Source organism: Saccharopolyspora hattusasensis (assembly GCF_050972075.1).
Classification (GTDB): Bacteria; Actinomycetota; Actinomycetes; order Mycobacteriales; family Pseudonocardiaceae; genus Saccharopolyspora; species Saccharopolyspora hattusasensis.
The window spans coordinates 60,212-81,675 of the sequence record NZ_JBPCDC010000002.1; the positions used below are offsets into that span (position 1 = coordinate 60,212).

Sequence of the window (21,464 nt, forward strand, 5' to 3'; positions counted from 1 at the left end):
CCGGCCACCCTCCAGCGCGGCCGGGTGGCGGGGTGCTTCGTCTCGTGGGAGAACGCCGCGCCCCGGATCAGAAGGACAGCAGGTTGTCTCGGAATCTTTCGTGCTCGTAGGTGGTTCGGACGAGGCCGCGCCGTTGGAGTGCGGGGACGAGTCCTTCGGTGATCTCGGCGACGTAGCGGCGGGTCACGGGAAGGTGTGGGGGTACCGGTAGTAATGGCCGAGGAAACGTGTCAACGGACGTTTGGTAGTCCGGATGGGTGGACAGTTGGCCTCCGGGGTGGTGGACATCGGTGTTCCGGGTTGATGGACAGCGGTTCTCCGGGGGGTGGTCAGTTCAACGGGATCACCCCCTTGCCGGCGAGTGCTTCGGCGAGTCGGTGGGAGTCGCCCTTGGTGGTGACGAGGTGTGCGTGGTGCAGTAGCCGGTCGACTGTCGCGGTGGCGAGGGTTTTGGGCAGGATCGAGTCGAAGCCGCTGGGGTGGATGTTGCTGGTGACTGCGATGGAGCGGCGTTCGTAGGCGGCGTCGGTGATCCGGTAGAACGCTTCGGCGGCGTCTTGCCCGGTGGGCAGCATGCCGATGTCGTCGATGACGATGAGGTCGCAGCCGCAGATCTTGCTGATGGCGCGCGCTATGGTGCCGTCGACTTTGGCTTTGCCGACCGCGGTGGTCAGGGTTTCCAGGGTGAACCACGCGACGCGCATGTCGTTTTCGATGGCCGCGTGTGCCAGGGCCTCGACGAAGTGGCTCTTGCCCGTGCCGGAAGGTCCCGCGACCGCAAGATTCTCTTGCCTGCCAACCCATTCCAGAGTGGACAGGGCGTTCTGGGTGGCCTCGGGAATCGAGGATTTCTCGGGCCGCCAGGAGGAGAACGTCTTGCCGGTGGGGAAGTTCGCGGTCTTGCGGCGTTGCCTGCGGGTGGCCGAGGCTCGCCCGGTGACTTCTTCGTCGAGCAGGACACGCAGGACTTCAGCGGGATCCCAGCGCTGGGCGCGGGCGGTGGCGAGCACGTCGGGTGCGGCTTTGCGCAGGTAGGGCAGCCGCATCCGGCGCAGGATACGATCCAGCTCGTCGGGGATGGCGGGTGCTTTGGGGCTGCTCATGCGCCGAACACCTCCCACCCCCGGGTGCCGGGCTGGACCGAGTGGTTCTCGTCGGCCCGGATGACCGTCTCGGCCGGTCCGCGGGCGGTGATGTGGTCACAGATCGAGGCGAGGTCGTCCTCGGCGAACCTGCCGGCGATCGCGGCCAGCCCCAGCGCCTCGTCGACGCGGTCGGTGCCGAGCAGGGCGGCGAGCTCGACCGCCCGGGCCATCTTGGCGCGGATGCGGGTCACGCCGGTCGCAGCCGCCTCGACCAGCCAGCGTCTGGCCCCTTCGCCCACAGCGAGGAACGCGACCTCTTCCGGGGTGCGGGCGCGCACCTTGGGCGTGCGGGGCAGGTTCCCGCCCGGATGGTGCGGGTAGTGGGCGTCGGCGATGCGCGGGTTGCCCGGGGTGGACAGCTCGTGCCGGGCGATCTCGGCCGGCCCGGCCGGGCTTCGGCCGGTGATGACCAGCTCGTCGCCGGTCACCCGGACCCATACCTTGCTGCCCTGATATCCGTCCGGGGTGGAGTAGCGCACCGACCCGAACCGGATCGTCTGATCGGTGTCCACCAGACGTTCCTCGCCCAGCGCGATCGCGTGTGGTTCGGCGGGTAGGACATGCAAATGCTGCCGTTCGGCCGCCAGCCGCTGCACCGGTGCCGTCCCGGTCTCCCGGTGCGGGCGGGCGTTGACGCGTTCACACCACTCAAAGCACGCATCCGCGAGTTCGGTGAACGAGGAGTAGTCCGGCAGCAGGTTCGCCGTCGTGGGCACCAGGTCCGCTTTAGCGATCTTCACCGTGTGTTCTGAGCCGCCTTTGGACTCCGGGTCGAACGGCTCGCATGTCTCGACCTTGCAGCCGTAGTGCCGGCCCGCGGCGACGATGTCGGGATGCCGCACCGGTACCCCGGCCACCCTGTCAATCGTCACCGTCCTCGGATTGTCGGTGAGCAGATAGGTTGGTGCGCCACCGATCCTGCGGAGCATCATGTCCACACAGGACACCAGGGTGCCCAGAGTCTGGTCCCACACCGGCAGCACCACCCGGTATCGTGACCACGACAGCCACGCGCAGAACAACTGAGTACGGCGGCCACCGACCCGCGGGCCTTCGCCCCAGTCGAACTGGCACCACATGCCCGGCTCGGGCACCCACGGCCGGTACTTGCGCCGGTGCCCGGCCCGAAACGCCGCTTTCGCCTCGGCCACCGCACGCCGCGTGGAGCGGTCGGTGCCGGTGAACCCCATCGCCACCAGACGCTGGTGCACCACATCCGCGCGCACCCTGCCCTGGGATGCCTCCACCAGCTCCTCGAGCTTGCCCACAAACGGGTCGATCGAGCGAGCCCGGCGAGTTCGCACCAGCGGATCCCGCCCGGCATCGCGGATCGCGACGTAACGCGTCACGGTCTTCTCATCCACCCCAGCCAACTGGGCAGCGGAGTGCGCGCAGCGGGTGAGGTCGAACGCTTCCAAAATCTCCATGATCTCCCTGTCAGACTTGGTCACGGGATCCCTCCAGGACGACGTCGGCATTGATCAGCAATCAGAGCCAACCCCGCCGGAGGGATCCCTCCCCGCATTACTGCTCAGGCGTGTCCCGGAGATCACACGTCCGCACACCCGGAAATCTCATGTCCGCCGATCCGGACCAAACTGTCCACCCACCCAGATTTTTCCGTGTCCGCTGACAAAACGGCGAATATGCAGGTCACCGGCTACGCCAGGCAGTCTTGGGCGGTAAGTCTGGTGAAGCGCCGACCAGGAAATCCGGGTGGTTCTGCCGCCGTTACTACCGGCACCCCAACTCGTCGCCATCGAATACGTCGCTGTACCACTAAAAGACCCTGCACACGGCACTGCGCCCCGGATTAGCTCCGGGGCGCAGTGCCGTGTGCAGGGTGACCTGGCGGTTGCTTCTGGGCGTATGAAAAGGCCTCCGCAGCTGCGGAGGCCCTTACCGGAACGCCAGCTCGAGTTTGACGAGCGTCTTTCGCACTGCTGAACTCCGCCTGCTCCAGAACTTCCGGCAGGGCTCAGGACTACGAACGTCCTTGAGTTGGACCATGCATTCCTTCGGGGCTGTCGCGCCATCGCCCCTTCGGTTCACCGACCCTCTCAATCGATTCACCGCACTTTTAGTACACGCCCGTTCAGGGCATAAGTCAAGTGAATCGAGCCGTCTGAGCTGCGGAAACTTGGTGCAGACAGAGTCACGTAGATCAACGAATGCGCGGGGAGATCACCGGATCTGCCCAACGTTCCCCGTCGTTCCCTTCGTTCGGAAACCACGGGGAACAAGGGAACGGGCGCGCGTCGTCGGTCATGCGGCTCCTACGGCCGGGCCCGCGCTCCGCTCGACGCTCACACCGCCTTCCAGGGGCCGGGGACCGGGTGGGACCTGCACGAATTCACGCTGGCCAGGTGAATCCACCGCTCTCGCCGAACTGCGCACCTGATCACGCCCAGTGTGGACCCGCTGTGCCGCGCTCAATTGTCACGGTGACGAAAGGCTTCTCCTGGTCGCGGTCCGGTCTAACCCGCCATGACTTCATCTACTCGGTGCGCAGGGATGCTACTGATTCGAGCAGGCCCAGGTCTTCGAGCCTGGCGAGGATGTCGTGAATGGTGCGCGGTTGCTTGGTGCAGGAGTCGGCGATGCGCTGGATGCAGCCGTAGACGCTGGGCCGGTCGAGGTGGATCTGGTCGAGGATGAAGGCGTCGGGATGTTTGGCCTCGATGTCCCACTGGCCGAGGGAGTCCGTCGGGAAGTCCTTGAGGTTGACGGTCACGATGATCTGGGCGCGCGCTTTGATCGCGGCGGCCAGGACGTGACGGTCGTCGGGGTCGGGCAGTGTGACGGCGTCGATGAGCGGTGCGTAGCCCTGGACCAGGCAGTCCCGGATCGCCCGGATCATCAGTTTGCGGGTGCGGTCGAGATTGTCGGGGTCAAGGTCGGGGCGGTTGGCTTTGAGGTTGCGGAAGGTTTCGTCGAGGATCCGGTGGGTCCACTTGGCCTGGACGAGCCCGGCCTGCGCGACCCGGATCAGTAGGTCGCGCAGGACGTTGGGGTAGAGGACGTTGGCGTCGTAGATGACGACGAAGGCCATCAAAGCCCCAGTTCGTCGGTGAGGCTGGTGAGTTCGTCGGCGGCTTCGCGGCGGCGCTGATCGTCGCGGCGCATGTACTCCAGCAGAGATTCGACCTTCACTCGGCGATGGGTGCCGACCTTGCGGTAGTCGATCTCGCCTGCCTCCAGCAGACCGACCAGGTAGGGCCGGGAGACATTGAGCATGTCCGCGGCCTGCTGGGTGGTCAGGTCGGCGCCGGCGGGCACGACGGAGACGCCCTTGCCCGCGGCCATGTGCGCCAGGATCCGAGCGAGCAGTTCGACGGCTCCCCGGGGGACGATCAGTTGGTCGCCGTCCTCGTCGTCGACGGCGAGGGGGACGCTGGTTTCGTGGTGGCGGCTGAGGTAGTCGCGGATGTGGTGCAGCGCCTTGTCGGCCGTGGCCGAGTCGGTCTGGCTCGGCTGGATCGGGTCGAGAGCGAGTTGGGACATGGCGACCTTCCCCTCCTGTGCTTATCCGCAGTATCCGCAATAAACGAAATAAACGCAACGTGATGGGCCGGGATACGGCGGCGATTCCCTCGTCGGTGCGCAGCGTGTCGACCAGTGCGTCGCTCCAGCGATACCCCCGCGAGCTGGACCAGTTCGGCCACCCTCTCGATGTCATCCGGGGCAGCGAGCCGGATCGTGGTGTCCTCGCTGAGGGGCCAGCCCTGTACGAGGTCCTGTTCGCGGAGACCGGCCACGCCGGCGGTTCGTCGAGCGGACTTGGCTTCCGCGCGCTCCCGGGCGCGTCGTTGCTGACGAGATTCGACCATGTGGTGATCGTGCCCGACGATCAGCAGCTTCGGCTCGGAATTGGCCGGGGCCAGGCCACCCCGTTGGACGCTGCTCGGGCACGGCCAGGCCGGGCATGATCAACAGAGCTGACTGGACGGAGAGGAGCCGGGATGCACTGCGGGGACTGCTGTCTACCTCTGCGGAAGACCAAGGCAGGCACGGTGCCGGTCCACTATCTGGAGGCCGTGCACACCTTCAGCTGGGTGCAGCGACGGTGCCCGGCATCAGGGACCACGAGGTTCGTCGACCGCATCGGCCAGTGCACCCGCCCACGAAGCCGACGCCCATGCCCGTCCTGCGACCAGAAGCTCACTCTGAACAAGAACGGCAAATTCCCAGCTCACAAGGGAAGTGACGGCCGGGAGTGCCGGGTGACGAGAGACAACCGCGCCTAGCCGGCGCACTGCCGGTCGTTCCGCCGCTCGTCGGCTGATCGGTACGCTGCTCGGCATGGCGCCCTCCGATCTCGAAGCCCGCGTAGCCGCCCTGGAGGCCCGCATCGGCGAGCTGTCCGCCGAGGCACAGGCCGCCCGCCAGGACGCGGCCGCCGCGCGGCACCTGGCGGCCGTGAACGATCGGGACACCGCCGCGGTGCTGACCGAGATTCGCGACTTCAGGCAGGCCACGACCACCAGCTTCAACGCGCACCGCGAGGACCTGGCCGACCTGCGGAAGAACTTGGCCGACCTCGGTTCCGAGGTGCGCGGGAAGTTCGACCAGCTGGCCGCCGGTCAGGAGCAGATCGCCGGCCTGCTGACCCGCCTGATCGAGCAGGACGGCACCGGGGAATAGGAGATCACAACGGCGCCGGGGCACCGGTCAACAACGCGGCGAGCCAGGGCGTCGCTGGGAGCAGCAGGCCCGCCGCACCCGTGACGAGAGCCGGCCGCACCGAATGCCCGGTGCGCCACAGCGCTACCCCGAACAGCAGCGCCGCGACCACGACGAAGGCGCCGATCACCAGCAGGATCCCGAGCAGCCCCAGCCCCGTGAGCAGCGCCAGGACGCCCGCGGTACCGATCAGCCCAGCCCGAGCACGGCGACGACCTGCGGACTTGGGGACGTCCCGTACTTCGTTCACGGTGCTCCTCCGGGTGCGGTGACGGTGAGCCCGGCCTGGTCGGCGTCCTGGGCGAGCCGATCGTCGTAGGTGACGAACGTCGGCGGCACGTCGGCGCTCAGTGCCGTCGCCAAGTGGATCGCGTCGAGGCTTCGTAGATGCTGGCCCAGCAGCGCAGCGGCCTGCGCGAGCACGGCGTCGACCGGGCGCTTGTAGATGCCCTTGAGCAGCTGCTCGGCCTGGTCGTGCAGGGGCGTGTCCGCGGCGATCCGGTGCAGCGCGCGGTGAATCTCCACCGTGATCAGCCCGGAAGACATGATCACCTCGGAGTCCCGGGCGGCCAGCCATTCGAGCAGTGCGGCGGATTCCGGTTCGGGGATTAGGAGCTTGATCGCGGCGCAGGAGTCGAGATAGATCATCGAGCGGGGACCTCGCCGAGATCCACCCGGAACCACCGGACGAGGAGGCCGGCGGCCCCGGCGCCGAACAGGACCGCGATCGACAACGCGCCTACGAAGCGCGGATCGTTCACGGCGAGCCGGGTGAACACGCCGGTCCAGCCCGGAATGGTGACGGACATACAGCCCGCGAAGAGGGTGACCAGCACCAGCACCGACACCAAGCTGGGCTCCAAGCCGAATCGCCGGGCCCACGGGGGGAGCACCGCGAACGCGCCGAGCAGGGCAAGCCCGCCCGGCGCGAGTTGCACGATCGTGTCCCAGTCGATCACCGCTCGTCCTCCGCTCGGTCCGCCAGGATCGCCGCGCTCCCGACCGGATCGCCGGCGGCCGCGGTGCGCACCGGAGCCGCCGCGAGGAACGACCGCAGCCCTTCCTGGTCAGCGCGCCAGTCCGGCGATGCCTCGCCGGCGGCCGCCCAGTCGTCGAGCTGCTGCTCGTCCGGGTCCGGCGCGGTGAGGATGCCGATGGGCCGGCCGTCCCGGACGACCACCAGCCGTCGATCGTGCTGCAGCCGGTCAAACACCTTGCGTGTCTCGTGAGCCAACTGGCGCACGGTGACGCGGTCATCGCTCATGTCACCAGAATACGCCGAACGTCAACCGTATACAGCTCTCCGAACACACGCACGCCCAATGTCTAACAACTCTGCCACGCGTCTAACACACGCACGCAATGTTGACCATGCGCCGGAAGTGGCGCACGGAAATCGTGCGGAAGTGTGCACCGCTCATAACCGAGATTATGCGCGGTTTCGATCATGTGCGATCGCATATAGTATCGTTTCTAATTATGATGTTACAACGATACGATACGATACGATACGATACGATACGATACGATACGATACGATATGATATGATATAAAACATCATGATTCGGTTTGACTCGATACGATACGAAACGCTAGAATGATCGCCATGACCGACGACACGCACGAGGCGCGCACGGGTGGTGTCGCTTCGCGCCTGATCTGGCGGCTTCTCGGCTGATGTGGCGGCGGAGTTGGCGGCTTCTCGCTGGAAGTGGCGGGACAGCGGCGCGCTGACGGTCGCCGCGCGGCGCGAGCGGGAGTGTGGCGATAGCAGACCGGCTGGGCGGCGGGCTCGCCGGTAGGTGGCGGATTCTCAGCGCAAGTGGCGGGGCAAGATCGCCCGCATGGTGCCGACGAGGCAGGAGAAACAGGTGGTGCGGCCGGGGACGGTTGAGGGCTTCGAGGCGGTGTTCGTCGCCGAGGACGGTGTCGAGCAGCGCGTGCCGTGGGCCTTCATGCCGGAGGTGGTGGCCGAGCTCGGCCGCCCGGTGCGGTCGTTCCCGTCGTACCGCGGGCAGCGGAACTACCCCGGCTGGTACTGGTCGGCCACGATGGGCGGCCGGATCGGGTTCGAGTCGTGGGTGGAGCGGGACCACCTGGTCGCGCTGGACTTCGACCCCACGGTGACGCGGATCGTATCGCAGCCGTTCTGGCTGTGCTGGACTACGTCGGCCGGGAAGCGCCGGCGGCATGCCCCGGACTTCCTGGTCCTGCTGGAGGACGGCTCCGCCGAGGACGCGGTGCTGGTGCTGGACTCCCGGCCGCTGGAGCTGATCGCCGAGGAGGACCGGGCCGCGTTCGACGCGACGGACCGGGCCTGCGCGCTGCTGGACTGGCGGTACGCGGTCTGGGACCGGCTGGACGGCGTGGTGGTGGCCAACCAGAAGTGGCTGGCCGGCTACCGGCACCCACGCTGCTTCGTCGAGCCGGTCGCCGAGCGTCTGCTGGAGGTGTTCACCCGGCCCCGGCCGCTGATGGACGGCGCCGAGACCGCCGGTGACCCGCTGGGCACGCTGCCGGTGCTCTATCACCTGCTCTGGACACGACGGCTGCTGATCGACCTGTCGCTGGTGCTGTCGGACCGCACGATCGTCCGGACCGCCCCGGACGCGAGCCGGGCGCACGACCTCGTGCTCGCCGAGCAGGACGGTGGTCGTCGTGGCTGAGCGACCGAACGTGCTGCGCGTGAACGACCGCGTCATCTTCTCCGGCGCCACGCACACCGTCGTGGCAATCTCCGGCGCGACGATCCGGCTGGTGTCGACGGCCGGGCAGACCACCGTGGTCGCTCTGGCCTACCTGCTGGGCGCGGAGGATTTCGACCTGGTCGGCGCCGCCCCGGCACCGAAGATCGACGCGCACAGCCTGCTGGACACGCTGCCCGAGCCGGTGCTGACCGCCGCCCGGACCTGGGAACGGCACCTGATCGAGGTCGAGACCGGCCTGCCGCCGGACGCCGCGGAGGACGCGGTGCCGCGGCCCGAGTACGACCCGGCGTCGACCTCGCTGGCCGCGCGGCAGCGGGCGAAGGCCGCCGAGCTGACCGAGGCCGGGACGTCGACGAGTTTCCGCACGGTTGAGCGGATGCGGCGCCGCTACCGCGACCAGGGCATCTGGGGCCTGATCGACTCCCGGCAGGCCCGCAAGGTCAAGCCGACCGGCAACGTCGACGCCCGCGTGGTCGCCGCCGCCGCGGCGGTGGTCGAGGCGCAGACCGGCACCTCGACGGGCACGAAGTCCCGCGCGATCCGGCAGATCCGCCAGCTGCTGGAGGACGAGCACGGCGCCGGCGTGGTGGAGATGCCGTCGCAGGCGACCTGCTACCGCCTACTGGAAGTCCTCTCCGCCGGGAAGTACAGCTTCGGGTCGGCGGTCACACGGCGGCAGACGGCGAACAAGCCGTCCGGCGCCTACACCGCCACCATCGCCGCGCGGCCGGGCGAGCAGGTCCAGCTGGATGCGACCCCGCTGGACGTGATGGCGGTGCTGGACGACGGGGTGATCGGCCGCTGCGAGCTGGTGCTGGCCATCGACATCGCCACCCGCACGATCTGCGCCGGGGTGCTGCGCCCGGTCGGGGCGAAGGCGGTGGACGCGGCGCTGCTGCTGGCGCGGGTGATGGTCCCGGAGCCGATGCGGCCGGGCTGGGACACCGCGCTCGCGATGTCGGCCTCGCGCATCCCGCACCAGCGGCTGGTCACCTTGGACGCGCGGATGCAGCTGGCCGCGGCGAAGCCGGTGATCGTGCCGGACACCGTGGTCATCGACCACGGCAAGGTGTTCCTGTCGGAGGTGTTCCTGCGCGCGGCGGACACGCTGGGCATCTCGGTGCAGCCGGCGCATCAGCAGACCGCCACGGACAAGGCGATCGTGGAGCGGACCTTCGAGTCGATCAACACGCTGTTCTGCCAGCATGTCGCCGGTTACACCGGCCGGGACACCACCCGCCGCGGCCGCGACGTCGCCGAGCGCGCGGTCTGGTCCCTGGCCGATTTGCAGGAACTGTTCGACGAGTGGGTCATCGCAGGGTGGCAAACTCGGGCGCACGACGGACTGCGCCACCCGTTCACCCCGGACCAGGCCGCCTCCCCGAACGACGCCTACGCCGCGCTGGTCGCCGCTGCGGGCTACGTCCCGGTGTCGCTGACCGGCGAGGACTACATCGAGCTGCTGCCCGCGGACTGGCGGGCGGTCACCGACGCGGGCATCCAGATCGAGTACCGCACCTACGCCTCCCGCGAGCTGAAACGCTACGCCCGCCAGAACTCCGGCGTCGCGGCCCGAGGCGGGCGCTGGGAGGTCCACTACGACCCCTACGACGTCTCCCGGATCTGGGTCCGTAACCACCACCACGGCGGCTGGATCACCGTCGGCTGGACGCACCAAACCGTTGTCGGGCAACCGTTCGCGGACTTCACCTGGCGCGCATCACGGCGGATCGCCGCGCAGCGCGGGGTCGACGACACCAACGAGATGGCCGTCGCGGTCATCCTCGCCGCGCTGCTGCGCCGCGCCGAGGAAGGCCCCGGCACCGAGCGGGCGCTGGCCCGGCACACCTCGGCCCAGCAGCTGACCAATCACCTGCCGCCCGACGTCACCGAGCTGGCCATCGAACCCGACCCGGACCCCGCTCCGGTGCCGGTGCTGCCCGCCCGCCCGGCCCGCGCCGAGCTCCCGGCGGCGCCGGCCGTCGAGCCCGAGCAGGACGTCGAGCCGGGCTCGGCCGTCGCTGAGGTGGTGCCGTTCGGCATCTTCGACCCGTTCGCCGACGACCTGGAGGCGAGCCGGTGACCAGCACCTACACCGAGATCGTCCGGCATCCGCTGGCCACCAAGGAAGGATGGGCCTCGTTCACCGCGCAGGCGGCCACCCAGGCACCGCCGCGGTTGCTGCCCGTCGCCGACTTCGAGCGGCTGGACGGGCTGGAGCGGGAGGTCTACAACGCGGCCCGCCAGGACTACCACTCGACGCTGCTGCTGGTCGCCACCCCGGACATCAAGAAGATCATCACCACCGGGTCGAAGCTGCTCATCAACAACCGCGGCAAGCAGCTCGGCCGCCGCGGGCTGCTCGTCTCCGGCGCGTCCGGAACCGGGAAGTCGACCTCGATCACCCAGCTCGGCAAGAAGTTCCAGATCGAGACCGAACGCCGCACGCCGGGCGTCCGCGACCGCATCCCGGTCGTTTACATCGTCTGCCCGGCCGACGCCACGCCGAAGATGCTGGCCACCGAGATGGCGATCTTCCTCGGCCTGCCCGTCGCCGAGCGGGACAGCCCGCAGTCGGTCGCGCACTCGGTCGCCGCGGTGATGCGCCGGGTCGGGACCGGTCTGGTCCTGGTCGATGAGATCCACCGTCTCTACTTGTCGGGCAAACGCGGCCGGGACGCCTCGGACCAGCTGAAGTACTTCTTCGACACGATCAGCGCGACGTTCGTCTACGCCGGCCTGGACCTGGCCGAGACCGGGATGTTCGACGGCGTCCGGGGACGGCAGATCGCCGGGCGGTTCATCCCGGTCACCACCGGACCGTTCACTCACCGCGGCGCTGAGGCCCAGCGGGACTGGGCCAAGCTCGTCGCGACGATGGAGCAGGCGCTGCGGCTGCACCGGCACAAGCCGGGCTCGCTGATCGAGCTGGCGCCCTACCTGCACGCCCGCACTGGCGGGATGATCGGCAGCCTCGACCAGCTCATCCACGACGCGGCCAATGACGCGATCGCCGATGGCACCGAGCGGATCACCAAGAACCACCTCGACGAGGTGATCCTCGACCTGGCCGCGATCAACCAGTACGACCCGGACCCCGGCCCGGGACGCGCGCGGCACCGCCGCGGTGATGGTCGATGAAGCTCTGGCAGCAGCACGCCCAGCAGCTCCCGGTCCGGGTCCGGCCGCTGCGGCTGGAAACCCTGACCTCCTACGCCACCCGGCTCGCCGCGGCGAACGAGCTGGCCCGGCCGACGATCCTGCTGCGCGCCCTCGGACATCCGCACGGCAACCTCGCGGCGACCACGATGAACGACTACGACATCGCTCTCAACCCGCCCGCGCTGGCCCGGCTGGAGACCTTCACCGGCATCCCCGCCCAGCGGCTACGCAAGTCGTTGCCCGTGGTCAACAACCGTTCCTTCGACCTGCCCGCCGATATCCCGCGCATCAAGCTGTTCCGCCACTGGGGACTGCGCCGCATCTGCGACCGCTGCGCCGCCCGCATCCCCGGCACGCCGACGATTCTGGCCTACCGACAGGAATTCCCGGCGATCTGCCTCCGCCACCGCCGCTGGCTCGACGCCGACAAGCAGCAGCGGCCGGCGCTCTCCCAGGTCGACCTCGACCACGCGCCCGAGATCCTGACCGCGCACCGCCGCTACCGGCGGATGCACGCCCGCATCGTCGTCGACGCCGACAGCAGCGAGTGGTTCCGGCGGCAGATGCTCACCGCGATGGACATCGTGTCGGCTTGGGTCATCCCCAGCCGCCGCGACCACCCCCGGCTGCACGAAACCTGGTCCGCCCGGACGGCCGCGCTTTGGCCTTGGCTGACCGTCGCGGTTCCGTCCGACCCGCTGGTCTTCCCCGAAGCGGTCGCCCTGGCCGAGATCATCACCGATCTGCACTGGCACCGGCATGTCGCGATGGCCCGCTACGACACCGATCTCCGACCCTTCTTCCACCGCGTCGCCGCGAAGCTCGGCCAGCCACGCATGTTCGCCATCACCACCCGCTGCTCCGGCAGCCGAGACCCGCTTCGGTGGTGGGTCAACAGCGTCCGGCACCGCTTCGAAGCCGTCCGCACCGAGCACTGGCGACGAGCCTGGGCCCCCGGCCCCGGCCGCCTTGACGACCCTTTCCCGGAAATCCGCCACTTCAAGTGAGGAACGATGAACGATGACGACACCACCCCCAACTGGCGGACCGCAGGTCAACCCCGGTCAACCCCGCCACAATCCGCGAGAAGCGACAACCAGCACGGAGGTCAGCGAGAGCGCACAGACCTGCGCGTTTGCGGGTTGCACGCGGCCGGTGCGGGAGCGCGCCGGCGATGGCGGCGGGAAGCCGCCGAAGTACTGCGCCTTGCTCAACGAGAAGACCGGGAAGTACGCGCACACCGCGCTCACCGCGGCACGCGAGCAGGCGAAGCGGGAGCGGCAAGCTAGCGGGGACGGTGGCCGCAACGAACCGGAGACCGGGGAGAGCCCGGCCAGTGCCGCCCAGGCCCGGGCCGCGTCACTGCTTGAGCAGTTCCGGGCCGAGGTGGCCAAGGCCAACAGCACATTGCAGCTCGGGCTGGAGGCCCTCGGTGAGGCCACCGACCCCGAGTCGGTGGGGGCGGAGCTGAGCGCAGCCAAGCGCACCGTACGACGGGTGCAGCTGGAGGCCGATGAGGCGGTGACCACCGCCCACACCGAACGGGACCAAGCCCTGGCCGAGGCACGGCATCTGCGCGAACAGCTCGAGGAAGCCACCGGGGCGCGGGATGAAGCGATCGCCGAACTGGAGACCAGCGAACAGGCCCGCGAGGCCGCCGACCACCAGGCCGAGCAGACCCGGGTTGAGCTGGAGCAGGTCACCGCCGACCGGGACGCGCAGCGCGGGCGCGCCGAGGAAGCCGAGCGTGCGCAGGCCGAGACTGCAGAGCAGCTGAAGACCGCACAGGCCGAGGCGAACGCCACCGGCGAGCAGCTCGAACAAGTCCGCGCCAAGCTGGCCACGAGCACGCAGCACGTTGCCGACCTCACCGAGGAACGCAACCAGTTGCGCGGCCAGTTGGAGACCGAGCAAGGCCACACCGAAGAGCAGCGCCAGCGGGCCGACACCGCCGCCGGCCAGGCCGAGCAGCTACGCGAGCAGCAGCAACACGCCGTCGGCGAGCTGGCCACCGCCCGCGAGCAGCTGGCCAAGCAGCAGACGGCCAGCGCCGAGCTGCGCGCCAAGGCCACCGCCGCCGAACAGGCCGCCGAGACCGAACGCGGCTACCGCGCAGAACAGCGCGAGACCTACGAGGCCACCGTGCGCGACTTGCGCGCCGAGATCGAGCGGCTGCGTAAGCAGCACAGCACCGACACCCGACGCAGGTGATCGCTGGCCGACGCCTAACCCGACCCGTCCAGCACCGCAGCATGATCTCCGCAGGTCGGGGGGTCTGCGAGATCTCGCAGACCCCCCGATGTCTTACGTCAGTTTGACGTAGAGCAAGCACACGAAACGTCCGGATATAGGGATATGGCACTGGTAAGCCCAAAAGCCGAACTGCTCGCACGAGAACTGCGCGACCGCGGCCACCAGATCGACGTCGAACACCTGCACATCCACCTGCCTCGCGTGTTGAAGGCGGCGGACCAGTTAACTGCGGTTTCTTAGTCTGGAAAAGGTCGGTCACGTTGGCTGAGGAGATAGACCCGGATGGCAGGTCCGACCGTTTCCGGTCGTCCCCCTCCTACGCGGCGATCAAGGCGTGCTGCTCGACCGGTGCCCCGACAGCTGAAGTGCGGCCGGTGCGCCAAGCCGGGTCGCGCATCCCGAGGTGGATGGTGCACGGTGCACTCTCCAGCAGGGCCACGTCGATCGGGCTGACCTGGTCGTCAGTGGCTCGGTCGGCGGCCGCCGCGATGACCGAGCGCCGGCCGAGCCACTCGAACCACGCCACACGCTCGGAGCGGTGCAGGGCGCCGAGGATCGCGCGCCGCTGCCGTCGACGCTCCTCCTGCTGAGCCGGGGCGAGGCCTGTCCACCATCGGCGTTGGTGCCACAAACTCCGCAGTGCGCGGGCTGCGGGGTGTCGACTTGTAGCGAAGTTCTCTCCTGACGCTTCAGTAGCGGTTGAAAGGAGGCACCGGAGGTGCCAGAGCTTCCGGTCGGTGGCGTGGGCCCGTCGGAGGCGGACCGGGCAGGCCTTTCCGGTGGGGGTGGGGCCGGGGAGGGGGGTGTACCACCTAGTGGGGGAAGTTTCGCGGCGAGCCTCGATGAACGGGGTCGTTGCCGGGCCTGGCAGCCACGCATCCGTATCGTCAGCACCTTCGGCGTAGGTACGTGCGCGGTAAAGGACGCCGCGCTCAGCGGCGAAATCGCGGGCCTTGCGCAGGGTCTTCGGGTCCAGGCGGGACGCCTCTGCCCAGTCACGGGTCGAGATCGAGCCTTCGCGGGTGGTGATGACCTCGGCCAGGGCGTGCACCGCGGCCGCGACCGAGTGCGCGAACTGCGGCCGCAGGCCGGCCAGCGCGGCCTGCTCCGCGGCGGCGGCGCGCAGCGCGTCGGCCAGCAGCGCGGCCTCGGCCTGCTCGGCGCTCACCTCTTCCGGCGAGCGTAGCGGCGCCGGCTGCCCAGCTGGGCGGCGCTCGACGTGCCTGCGGCGCGGGCGGTCGCGCTGCGCTTCGGCCAGGGCAGGCTGCCAGTAGGCCTCGCGCCAGGCGGCGAGGCCGAGCTGGCGCGCCCGGCCCGGTGAGGCGCGCTGGAACCGTGCCCACGCCTCGGGCTCGCTCGCGCCGTCCTCCGCGGCCACAACGGTCACCGCGACGGACCAGACGTAGCACCGCCACCACAGCTCGCCACGCTCCGCAGACTTGGCACCGGGTACGTTCGCCGCGTTCCAGGCGCGGCCGGGCCCCCACCCAGCGCGCACCCGCACGATCGCGTCGCCGAATTCGCCTGGCGACCGGTCGCCCTCGGCGGCCTCGGCGGCGGTGCTGCGGCGACGTCGGCGGGCGGTGCGACCAGCGGGAACACTCGCTGCGGTGGGCTTGGCGGCGCGCTGCGGGAGATCGGAAGCGGTGAGGGTGCCCGCCAGCACCGGCGCGTCCAGCCCAGCCCGGTGCGGCGCAGTCAGCAGCCGCAGCGTCCGGCGCGGTGTGCAGGCCGGGCCGTGCGCGGCGGCCAGGCGGCGGCACAGCTGCCGCAGCTCACGCACCAGCTCGGCCGGGACACGGGCAATCAGATGGCGGCCGCCGGGCCGGCCGGAAGCGCGCAGCAACCACGGAAGCCCGTGCCCGTCGCACCAGACGGCGAGTTCCTCGCCGGCGGCTTCGCCGGCCTCCGGGTCGGCACCGGTGTCGGCGGGATCGACGTCCACCGCCCAGCACTGCGGGACCAACGTGCCGACGAGCGTGACCACCTCGGGCCGCTCGGCCGCCAGGCGCCGGGCCTCGGCCCTGTCGGTGACAGTGCCAGCGCCGCTGTTGTCCGCCGTGACCAGCACGAACGGTGCGGCAAATGCTCGACGTTCCAGCGCGTCGAGCTTGGCCGGGCTGTACCCGGAGAGAACCGCAGTCGGCGCAACGTAATCCGCCCGCGTGTCGTCCGCAGGCAATGCTGGGTCGCGCCGGGGTGTTTTTGCTACAGTCAAAAGCACCTCAGCAAGGCAAAAGCCGCGCAGGAACTACACCGACTGGCGAAGAGGCGGCCAAACCACAGGCCAGTCGAGAAAGTTTTCAGCGCGATATGAAGTTCGTAGGTAGCAACGGAAGTTCGCCTCGACCGACTGGTCGGGGCGTTTCCGTATCTAGGCGCTCTTGGCCAGTGGCAGAACCTCCTGGTCAGCCTTCGGATTCAGTGCAGCAGCGAGGGCTTCGGCATAGTTCATGCCCAGTGCAGCGGCGAGGGCCTCGCCAACGAACTCGGTCAGGTCCATTCCGCGGCGCTGAGCTTCAGCCGCGGCTGCCTCAGCGAGCACACGAGGCTGGAGTGTGTTCACCTGGCGTCGGTCACCTTTCGACCGGCGACCTGACTTCCTGCGCTCCATGGGACCGGAAGCTAGCGAATCACCTAGGCGATTCGCGGGAGGCGCGCCGATCTTTCGCGGGATCGACGCTGACTTTTGTCCACAGTGGTGAGGGTCGGCAGAAGGCCCGCCGAGATGAGGCTGGTCATTCGATTGCGCGGCGGTGGTCCCGGCCACATGCAATCCAGCACGTGGTGTTCGAGGTCCGGGCGGGGCACCCATCGGGGTTGCCGCAGTATCGGCGGAATTCTGGGCGGATTTGCTTGACCAGCGGAAACATGCTCAGGGGTAGATCAGTGGGCAACCACGGCGTGTCACCGATGCGGCTCAGGCAATCGCCTAGCAAGCGCTCAGGTTGACGTAATCGTCACCGTAGGCCACACACCCACGCCACCCCCCGCCGAGCCTCAGAAAGTCAAACCCGGGGCCGAGCTCATGGCGGCTTTTGGGCTCACAGTGCCCGCATCTCTGGTCAGAAGGTCAGAAGGCGGTGGTCTGGAAACGGCGAAAGGGGTGAGCCCGATGGCACATCAGGCTCACCCCTTTCGCGTCGGAGTTTCAGTTCTGCGGTGGCAGCGGGTCTGGTACGTCCTGCGCGGCCGTCCGGCGCTGCGTGCCGAGTACAGCGACTCGGTGATCTGTTCCAACATCAGCCTGACCGGATCGTCGGCTTGCGTGTGTACTTGTCGATGGGCTCCAGGATCTCGTAGATCGAGGCAGCATCTTCGAACTGCGCGGCAGCGAGCTGAAACTCGGCTAGCTGCCGAAGTTGGCCTGCGCGCGCTGGTCCTCGTCGTCGTCTTCGTCGTGGTTGCCGAGCACGTCGGGGTGCTCGGCCCGAAGTGCCGCGAGACGGCTAGCGGTTTCGTTGTAAAGTTCGTGAGCTCTCGCAGTGATGTCCGCGATTGTCTGGCTTGTCACCTGGTCCTCCTCGGCGGCCTGGTTGGGTATGGGCAGCGCTTCGTCGTCGGTCGTCATGGGGCGATCATCCCGTCACCTGCCTGTGGCTCGTCCACGACACTCGCGTTCCGCGCGGCCTTGAACGCCTCGAAGGCCTCGATCTCCTTGCTGCGCCGTCCTTCGTACTCCACACCGAAGTCCTTCGGCGTGATCGACATGACGTGCTCGCCGCGGTCGAACAAGTGGACCACGCCGCCCAAGAGGACGTGAATCTTCACCTCGCTCCGCTTGGTCGCGAACTTCGACAGGGCCAACTTCCAGGCAACATCATCCTTCTCGTTCAACTCGCTCATATCCACACCATACCACCTGCGCAACTTGCGCAACAGAAAACTATTGCGCAAGACGTGCGTCACTCTGGTAACCTGATCGAACCCCAAATAATCCCGATTATCTTGGGTTCACAGAAGAAGGGGGGTGTTCATGGGCAACGTGATCAAGTTGGCCAGAAAACGCAAGACTCTTGCCACGCGTAATGGCGATGATCGGTACAACCCGCGTGGGTTGACCGATCTGTGGTTAGAGATGTTGGAGCGCGACAGCAAGCACACGCGCAAGTCGTATGAGTTCGCGCTGACGTCGTGGTTGAGCTACTGCCGTGATCAGGGTGTGCACCCGTTCGAAGCTCGCCGGGCCGACGTCGACGACTGGCTCATGACGCTCGGGGAGATCTCACCATCGACCTGGAACGCCCGGCAGTCCGCTGTGCGGTCCTGGTACGGCTACATGCGCACGAACAAAGCCACGGAGAACGACCCAGTCGGGGCGATCGGCCGCAAGGAGGCCAAGCGTGAAACGTCGAACACGGCGTTCATGTCGCCGGAGGAGATCGGGCAGCTGCTCGACTACGCCAACCGCTACGCCGACGAGGTGGGCACCGAGACCGCGGGCCGCAACGCCTCGGAGCTGAACTTGATGCTCGCCACCGGTATACGGTCGGCGCCGGTGCTGGATGGCACGCTCGATCAGCTCTACCGCAAGGGCGGGCACCACGTGTTCGGCCTCCGCAACAAGGGCGGGACGATCCTCGAAGTCGTGATTCCGCCGCTGGTCAGCGTGCGTCTAGACCGCTACCTCGAACTACGGGCACAACGATACGGCTTACCGGTCAACGAGCTGGAAGGCCGGATCTTCGTGTCCGCTCCGTACCGTGGCAAGGGCGGCGACAAGGCCATCCAGCACAAGGACCTGATCGAGATGGTCCGCCGGTACGCGCGGAAAGCCGGACTCGAATCGTTCGAGAGGCTGACCAGCCACTCCACCCGGCACAGCGTCATCACGGCACTGCTGGACGCCGGTGTGCCGCTGCACGAGGTGCAGTACCTCGTTGGGCACCGCGATCCGCGCACGACAGAGCTGTACCACCACGGGAAGCGGAAGCTCGACAACTCCCCGGCGTACCGGATGGCGGGGCTGATGAGCCATCACAGCAACTACCAGTACGAACAGGAGGACAGATGAGCAATCCATTCGAGCGCGCAGACCCCGAGTTGGTCCGGCAGGTGCAGGACACGGCGGCCATTAAGGACAACGTGCGCCGGCAGTTCGTCGAGATCTACGGCGAGGACGCGCTGGCCGGGTTCGAGGAAGACGAATGACGGTGACGGCGACCGGGATTGTTCACGGCCCGTGGAACCTGACGTGGGCCGACCACGACCAGCGGCACCGCAAGGGACCGTTCTGGCAGCGCAGCTACGTGCTCAACCCGCTGGGCTGGGACGGCGAAGGTTGGTGCAACTGCTGCCAAACCGGTGTGCTGCTGGACTCCCCAACAAGAAGAGGACGTGATGGGAACTGACCTTTCGGCCGACACCGAGCAGGTGCGCTGCCTCTACCGCGAACGGGCGCACCTGCTCGCTGCGCTGACCGGACTGTGGCCGTCGGTGATCTCCTACAACGACCCGAACGAGCCCGAGATGCCGATGCTCTACATCGCCAGCCCGGCCGGGCAGCTGAGCTACCACCTGCACCCCGACGACCTGGTGCCGCTGTTCAAGCGCGTGCCGCAAGTACCAGCCGACGACATCCGTGCGGGCTGGGACGGCTCGACCAAGGCCGATGTCCACCAGCGGCTCCAGTGGATCGCCTCGCAACGAGCGGAGGGATGACGATGGGATGAGGAATTGATCCACGAGATCCGGCGCACCGGTCAACAAAACGGATCCGTCACCCGAAGCACAACCGCCTGACCAACCCCTGAAGTCTTCCGCGCTGGGCGGGCGCCGCCAAGCATTCCCGCGCCCGCGCCGGACGCGGACATCACGCTCGACGCGCGCCGGCATCTGCGTAACCCGCACCGCGACCCGGCCATGCGGTACCTGACCGGCTTGGACGCGCGGGTGCGTGACCACGTGCTGGCCACGCCCGGCGCGCGGAATCGGCGGCCGCCACCGACCTATTGACCGGACTAACGGCCGACACGCCGGGCCGGTGCACGGAGGCTGCCGATCATCACCGAACCGACCCACTCAAAACCCTTGCTAGGAAAGGAAACCAGCTCATGCACACCGTCCGACTGATCTCCTTCGGCTATCTGCACCTCCACGGCGGACCACCGCCGCAAGCCGACCGCATCGAAGACGTTCGCGACCGGCTGCGCGATCCCGCCGCGGCCGCCGGGATCCTCGACCTCGACGGTCGCGACCCGCGCGTCCAGGAGGTCGTCGCGAACACACGCGGCGCCCGCGACCTGCTCGACAACCTGATCGACTACGTCGAGCGATGCGGACCCCGCAGCATCGCCATCGGATGCGCTGGCGGCAAGCACCGCGCAGGCTCCCTGGTCGAGCTCAGTGCCCGCGAACTCCGCCGACTCGGCTACCACGTCGAGATCGAGCACCAGCACATCCACCTCCCCCGCGTCCTGAAGGCGGCCGAACGGTGACCTGGGGTTTCTTAGTCCGGAAAAGGTCGGTCGCGTTGGCCGAGGAGATCGCCGCGGAGCTGCGCGCCGAGGGCGTGGCCGTGACGGTCGGCCACCGCGACGTCGACCAGCCCGTCATTCAGCCCGCCCACTACGCCGATCCGGTGCAATCCGAACGAAACGGGAAGCTGATCAGGCGTGGCACGCCGTGAGTGTCGCATGAAGTGACACGCTCACCAGCTGCGTTGATCGCCGCTGGGAACAGCCCGCGAACGGCCGCCTGGTGGTGGATTTCAGATCGTGCTGCGCCGAGCGATCAGCGCGGCCCGCGCCCGGTTACGCGCCCGGTTACGCGACCGGCCAGAGCAGCCAGAACGCTTCCCAGCAGCACCAGCCGATCACGCCGTACCAGGCGGCGAACCACACCGGCGCCGGAAGCCCGGTGTTGCAGTACAACGACCAGGCGTCGTCAGTTTCGAACGCCACCTCGGAGCTGAACCTGTCCCTGACCAGGTCCCACACGCCCGGGATCTCGCCGATGAGCAGCAGCCACATCACCAAGCTCGCCAAGCCGAGGTGCAGCCACAACGGCCCCCACCACAGCACGGTGGCGAACAAGGCGCCGACGATGAGCACCACCAGCAAGCTCACGCCGTCGCGAACCACCAGCAGCACGGCGAGCATCACCAGGGCCCCCGCGAACAGCACCCACGAGGCGTAGCCGTTCGATAACAGCGCCGCGCACCCCAACCCGGCCAGCGCGGGCATCGCGTAGCCCGCGAACGACCGGACCATAGCCTCGCCCCGGGTCACCATCCAGCGGTACATGCACACGCCGGAATCCGGCGAGGTGATCATGATCTGGCGGACACCACCGCCGCACAGCAGCGACACCAACGCGTGCGCGGCCTCGTGCACGATGGTGGTCAGCACGTTCGCCTGCCAGAACCACCGGCCAGCGAACCGGATGAACACCGCCAGCAGGCCGGTGATCAGCAGCAGCCACCATGTCGGCGGGGACGAGATCGTGGAGATCACGGTGCCGAGCTGGTCGGCGAACCCTCCGCTGTGCGGTTGCTCTGGCACCGAAACCCCG

The 21,464-nt window shown here is 68.3% G+C and carries 28 protein-coding genes; 15 read left to right on the top strand and 13 right to left on the bottom strand.

Annotated features, from left to right (window positions below):
* Positions 1 to 329: 329 nt before the first annotated feature.
* From istB to ACRXBZ_RS41945, 4 genes are all read right to left on the bottom strand, one after another.
* The gene (gene istB, locus ACRXBZ_RS41930; RefSeq protein WP_433879554.1) at positions 330 to 1,103 is read right to left on the bottom strand and encodes an IS21-like element helper ATPase IstB; all 774 of its coding nucleotides are present in this window, start codon (positions 1,101 to 1,103) and stop codon (positions 330 to 332) included.
* The gene (gene istA, locus ACRXBZ_RS41935; protein WP_433883877.1) at positions 1,100 to 2,572 is read right to left on the bottom strand and encodes an IS21 family transposase; all 1,473 of its coding nucleotides are present in this window, start codon (positions 2,570 to 2,572) and stop codon (positions 1,100 to 1,102) included. Before istA ends, istB begins: the two co-directional genes overlap by 4 nt.
* Before the next feature lie 1,070 nt (positions 2,573 to 3,642).
* On the bottom strand, positions 3,643 to 4,197 hold the full coding sequence (locus tag ACRXBZ_RS41940; protein WP_433884246.1) for a PIN domain-containing protein: 555 nt from the start codon (positions 4,195 to 4,197) through the stop codon (positions 3,643 to 3,645).
* Positions 4,197 to 4,649 (bottom strand): helix-turn-helix domain-containing protein, encoded by a 453-nt coding sequence (locus tag ACRXBZ_RS41945; protein ID WP_433884247.1) that lies wholly within the window; start codon positions 4,647 to 4,649, stop codon positions 4,197 to 4,199. The genes ACRXBZ_RS41940 and ACRXBZ_RS41945 overlap by 1 nt, the downstream gene beginning before the upstream one ends.
* Positions 4,650 to 4,753: 104 nt before the next feature.
* Between ACRXBZ_RS41945 and ACRXBZ_RS41950 the strand changes: the two genes are divergently transcribed.
* Entirely contained in the window at positions 4,754 to 5,074 is a 321-nt protein-coding gene (locus ACRXBZ_RS41950) for a hypothetical protein (RefSeq protein ID WP_433884248.1), read from the top strand.
* A 373-nt stretch (positions 5,075 to 5,447) separates the two neighbouring features.
* A complete protein-coding gene (locus tag ACRXBZ_RS41955) occupies positions 5,448 to 5,789 on the top strand; it encodes a permease (protein ID WP_433884249.1) in 342 nt (113 codons plus the stop codon).
* 4 nt (positions 5,790 to 5,793) lie between these two features.
* Here ACRXBZ_RS41955 and ACRXBZ_RS41960 read toward each other — a convergent pair whose 3' ends face one another.
* From ACRXBZ_RS41960 to ACRXBZ_RS41975, 4 genes are read right to left on the bottom strand one after another with little or no spacing between them, the layout of a single operon-like run.
* Complete coding sequence (locus ACRXBZ_RS41960; protein ID WP_433884250.1) at positions 5,794 to 6,078, bottom strand: hypothetical protein; 285 nt, start codon at positions 6,076 to 6,078, stop codon at positions 5,794 to 5,796.
* Positions 6,075 to 6,476, bottom strand: a complete 402-nt coding sequence (locus tag ACRXBZ_RS41965; RefSeq protein WP_433884251.1) for a type II toxin-antitoxin system VapC family toxin — start codon at positions 6,474 to 6,476, stop codon at positions 6,075 to 6,077. The genes ACRXBZ_RS41960 and ACRXBZ_RS41965 overlap by 4 nt, the downstream gene beginning before the upstream one ends.
* On the bottom strand, positions 6,473 to 6,787 hold the full coding sequence (locus ACRXBZ_RS41970; protein ID WP_433884252.1) for a hypothetical protein: 315 nt from the start codon (positions 6,785 to 6,787) through the stop codon (positions 6,473 to 6,475). Before ACRXBZ_RS41970 ends, ACRXBZ_RS41965 begins: the two co-directional genes overlap by 4 nt.
* The gene (locus ACRXBZ_RS41975) at positions 6,784 to 7,092 is read right to left on the bottom strand and encodes a hypothetical protein (protein WP_433884253.1); all 309 of its coding nucleotides are present in this window, start codon (positions 7,090 to 7,092) and stop codon (positions 6,784 to 6,786) included. The genes ACRXBZ_RS41970 and ACRXBZ_RS41975 overlap by 4 nt, the downstream gene beginning before the upstream one ends.
* 539 nt (positions 7,093 to 7,631) lie before the next feature.
* Between ACRXBZ_RS41975 and ACRXBZ_RS41980 the strand changes: the two genes are divergently transcribed.
* The 6 genes from ACRXBZ_RS41980 to ACRXBZ_RS42005 all read left to right on the top strand — a co-directional run bounded on the left by ACRXBZ_RS41980 (position 7,632) and on the right by ACRXBZ_RS42005 (position 14,192).
* Complete coding sequence (locus ACRXBZ_RS41980) at positions 7,632 to 8,495, top strand: TnsA-like heteromeric transposase endonuclease subunit (protein ID WP_433884254.1); 864 nt, start codon at positions 7,632 to 7,634, stop codon at positions 8,493 to 8,495.
* Positions 8,488 to 10,620, top strand: coding sequence for a Mu transposase C-terminal domain-containing protein (locus ACRXBZ_RS41985; protein WP_433884255.1), 2,133 nt, complete (start codon positions 8,488 to 8,490; stop codon positions 10,618 to 10,620). The genes ACRXBZ_RS41980 and ACRXBZ_RS41985 overlap by 8 nt, the downstream gene beginning before the upstream one ends.
* On the top strand, positions 10,617 to 11,678 hold the full coding sequence (locus ACRXBZ_RS41990) for a TniB family NTP-binding protein (protein ID WP_433884256.1): 1,062 nt from the start codon (positions 10,617 to 10,619) through the stop codon (positions 11,676 to 11,678). The genes ACRXBZ_RS41985 and ACRXBZ_RS41990 overlap by 4 nt, the downstream gene beginning before the upstream one ends.
* The gene (locus ACRXBZ_RS41995; protein WP_433884257.1) at positions 11,675 to 12,706 is read left to right on the top strand and encodes a TniQ family protein; all 1,032 of its coding nucleotides are present in this window, start codon (positions 11,675 to 11,677) and stop codon (positions 12,704 to 12,706) included. Before ACRXBZ_RS41990 ends, ACRXBZ_RS41995 begins: the two co-directional genes overlap by 4 nt.
* A gap of 13 nt (positions 12,707 to 12,719) precedes the next feature.
* Entirely contained in the window at positions 12,720 to 13,910 is a 1,191-nt protein-coding gene (locus tag ACRXBZ_RS42000; RefSeq protein ID WP_433884258.1) for a coiled-coil domain-containing protein, read from the top strand.
* Positions 13,911 to 14,054: 144 nt separating this feature from the next.
* Positions 14,055 to 14,192, top strand: coding sequence for a hypothetical protein (locus ACRXBZ_RS42005; RefSeq protein WP_433884259.1), 138 nt, complete (start codon positions 14,055 to 14,057; stop codon positions 14,190 to 14,192).
* Between the two features lie 76 nt (positions 14,193 to 14,268).
* On the opposite strand, the gene ACRXBZ_RS42010 is transcribed toward ACRXBZ_RS42005, so the two are convergent.
* The 4 genes from ACRXBZ_RS42010 to ACRXBZ_RS42025 form a co-directional block, all read right to left on the bottom strand.
* Positions 14,269 to 16,170 (bottom strand): hypothetical protein, encoded by a 1,902-nt coding sequence (locus tag ACRXBZ_RS42010; protein ID WP_433884260.1) that lies wholly within the window; start codon positions 16,168 to 16,170, stop codon positions 14,269 to 14,271.
* Positions 16,171 to 16,326: 156 nt separating this feature from the next.
* Positions 16,327 to 16,518, bottom strand: a complete 192-nt coding sequence (locus tag ACRXBZ_RS42015) for a hypothetical protein (protein WP_433884261.1) — start codon at positions 16,516 to 16,518, stop codon at positions 16,327 to 16,329.
* A gap of 783 nt (positions 16,519 to 17,301) precedes the next feature.
* Positions 17,302 to 17,523 carry a hypothetical protein gene (locus tag ACRXBZ_RS42020; protein ID WP_433884262.1) on the bottom strand — a complete coding sequence of 74 codons (222 nt, stop codon included), beginning with the start codon at positions 17,521 to 17,523 and terminating at the stop codon, positions 17,302 to 17,304.
* A complete protein-coding gene (locus ACRXBZ_RS42025) occupies positions 17,520 to 17,798 on the bottom strand; it encodes a hypothetical protein (protein ID WP_433884263.1) in 279 nt (92 codons plus the stop codon). The genes ACRXBZ_RS42020 and ACRXBZ_RS42025 overlap by 4 nt, the downstream gene beginning before the upstream one ends.
* Before the next feature lie 130 nt (positions 17,799 to 17,928).
* Between ACRXBZ_RS42025 and ACRXBZ_RS42030 the strand changes: the two genes are divergently transcribed.
* The 7 genes from ACRXBZ_RS42030 to ACRXBZ_RS42060 all read left to right on the top strand — a co-directional run bounded on the left by ACRXBZ_RS42030 (position 17,929) and on the right by ACRXBZ_RS42060 (position 20,580).
* Positions 17,929 to 18,966 carry a tyrosine-type recombinase/integrase gene (locus tag ACRXBZ_RS42030; RefSeq protein WP_433884264.1) on the top strand — a complete coding sequence of 346 codons (1,038 nt, stop codon included), beginning with the start codon at positions 17,929 to 17,931 and terminating at the stop codon, positions 18,964 to 18,966.
* A complete protein-coding gene (locus ACRXBZ_RS42035; RefSeq protein ID WP_433884265.1) occupies positions 18,963 to 19,103 on the top strand; it encodes a hypothetical protein in 141 nt (46 codons plus the stop codon). Before ACRXBZ_RS42030 ends, ACRXBZ_RS42035 begins: the two co-directional genes overlap by 4 nt.
* Positions 19,100 to 19,303, top strand: a complete 204-nt coding sequence (locus ACRXBZ_RS42040) for a hypothetical protein (RefSeq protein ID WP_433884266.1) — start codon at positions 19,100 to 19,102, stop codon at positions 19,301 to 19,303. The genes ACRXBZ_RS42035 and ACRXBZ_RS42040 overlap by 4 nt, the downstream gene beginning before the upstream one ends.
* A complete protein-coding gene (locus ACRXBZ_RS42045; protein WP_433884267.1) occupies positions 19,293 to 19,613 on the top strand; it encodes a WDGH domain-containing protein in 321 nt (106 codons plus the stop codon). The genes ACRXBZ_RS42040 and ACRXBZ_RS42045 overlap by 11 nt, the downstream gene beginning before the upstream one ends.
* A 123-nt stretch (positions 19,614 to 19,736) precedes the next feature.
* Positions 19,737 to 19,907 carry a RapZ C-terminal domain-containing protein gene (locus ACRXBZ_RS42050; RefSeq protein WP_433884279.1) on the top strand — a complete coding sequence of 57 codons (171 nt, stop codon included), beginning with the start codon at positions 19,737 to 19,739 and terminating at the stop codon, positions 19,905 to 19,907.
* A gap of 98 nt (positions 19,908 to 20,005) precedes the next feature.
* Positions 20,006 to 20,389, top strand: coding sequence for a RapZ C-terminal domain-containing protein (locus ACRXBZ_RS42055; protein ID WP_433884268.1), 384 nt, complete (start codon positions 20,006 to 20,008; stop codon positions 20,387 to 20,389).
* A gap of 35 nt (positions 20,390 to 20,424) precedes the next feature.
* A complete protein-coding gene (locus tag ACRXBZ_RS42060; RefSeq protein WP_433884269.1) occupies positions 20,425 to 20,580 on the top strand; it encodes a hypothetical protein in 156 nt (51 codons plus the stop codon).
* Between the two features lie 136 nt (positions 20,581 to 20,716).
* On the opposite strand, the gene ACRXBZ_RS42065 is transcribed toward ACRXBZ_RS42060, so the two are convergent.
* Positions 20,717 to 21,454 carry a M50 family metallopeptidase gene (locus tag ACRXBZ_RS42065; RefSeq protein WP_433884270.1) on the bottom strand — a complete coding sequence of 246 codons (738 nt, stop codon included), beginning with the start codon at positions 21,452 to 21,454 and terminating at the stop codon, positions 20,717 to 20,719.
* Between the last annotated feature and the right edge of the window lie 10 nt (positions 21,455 to 21,464).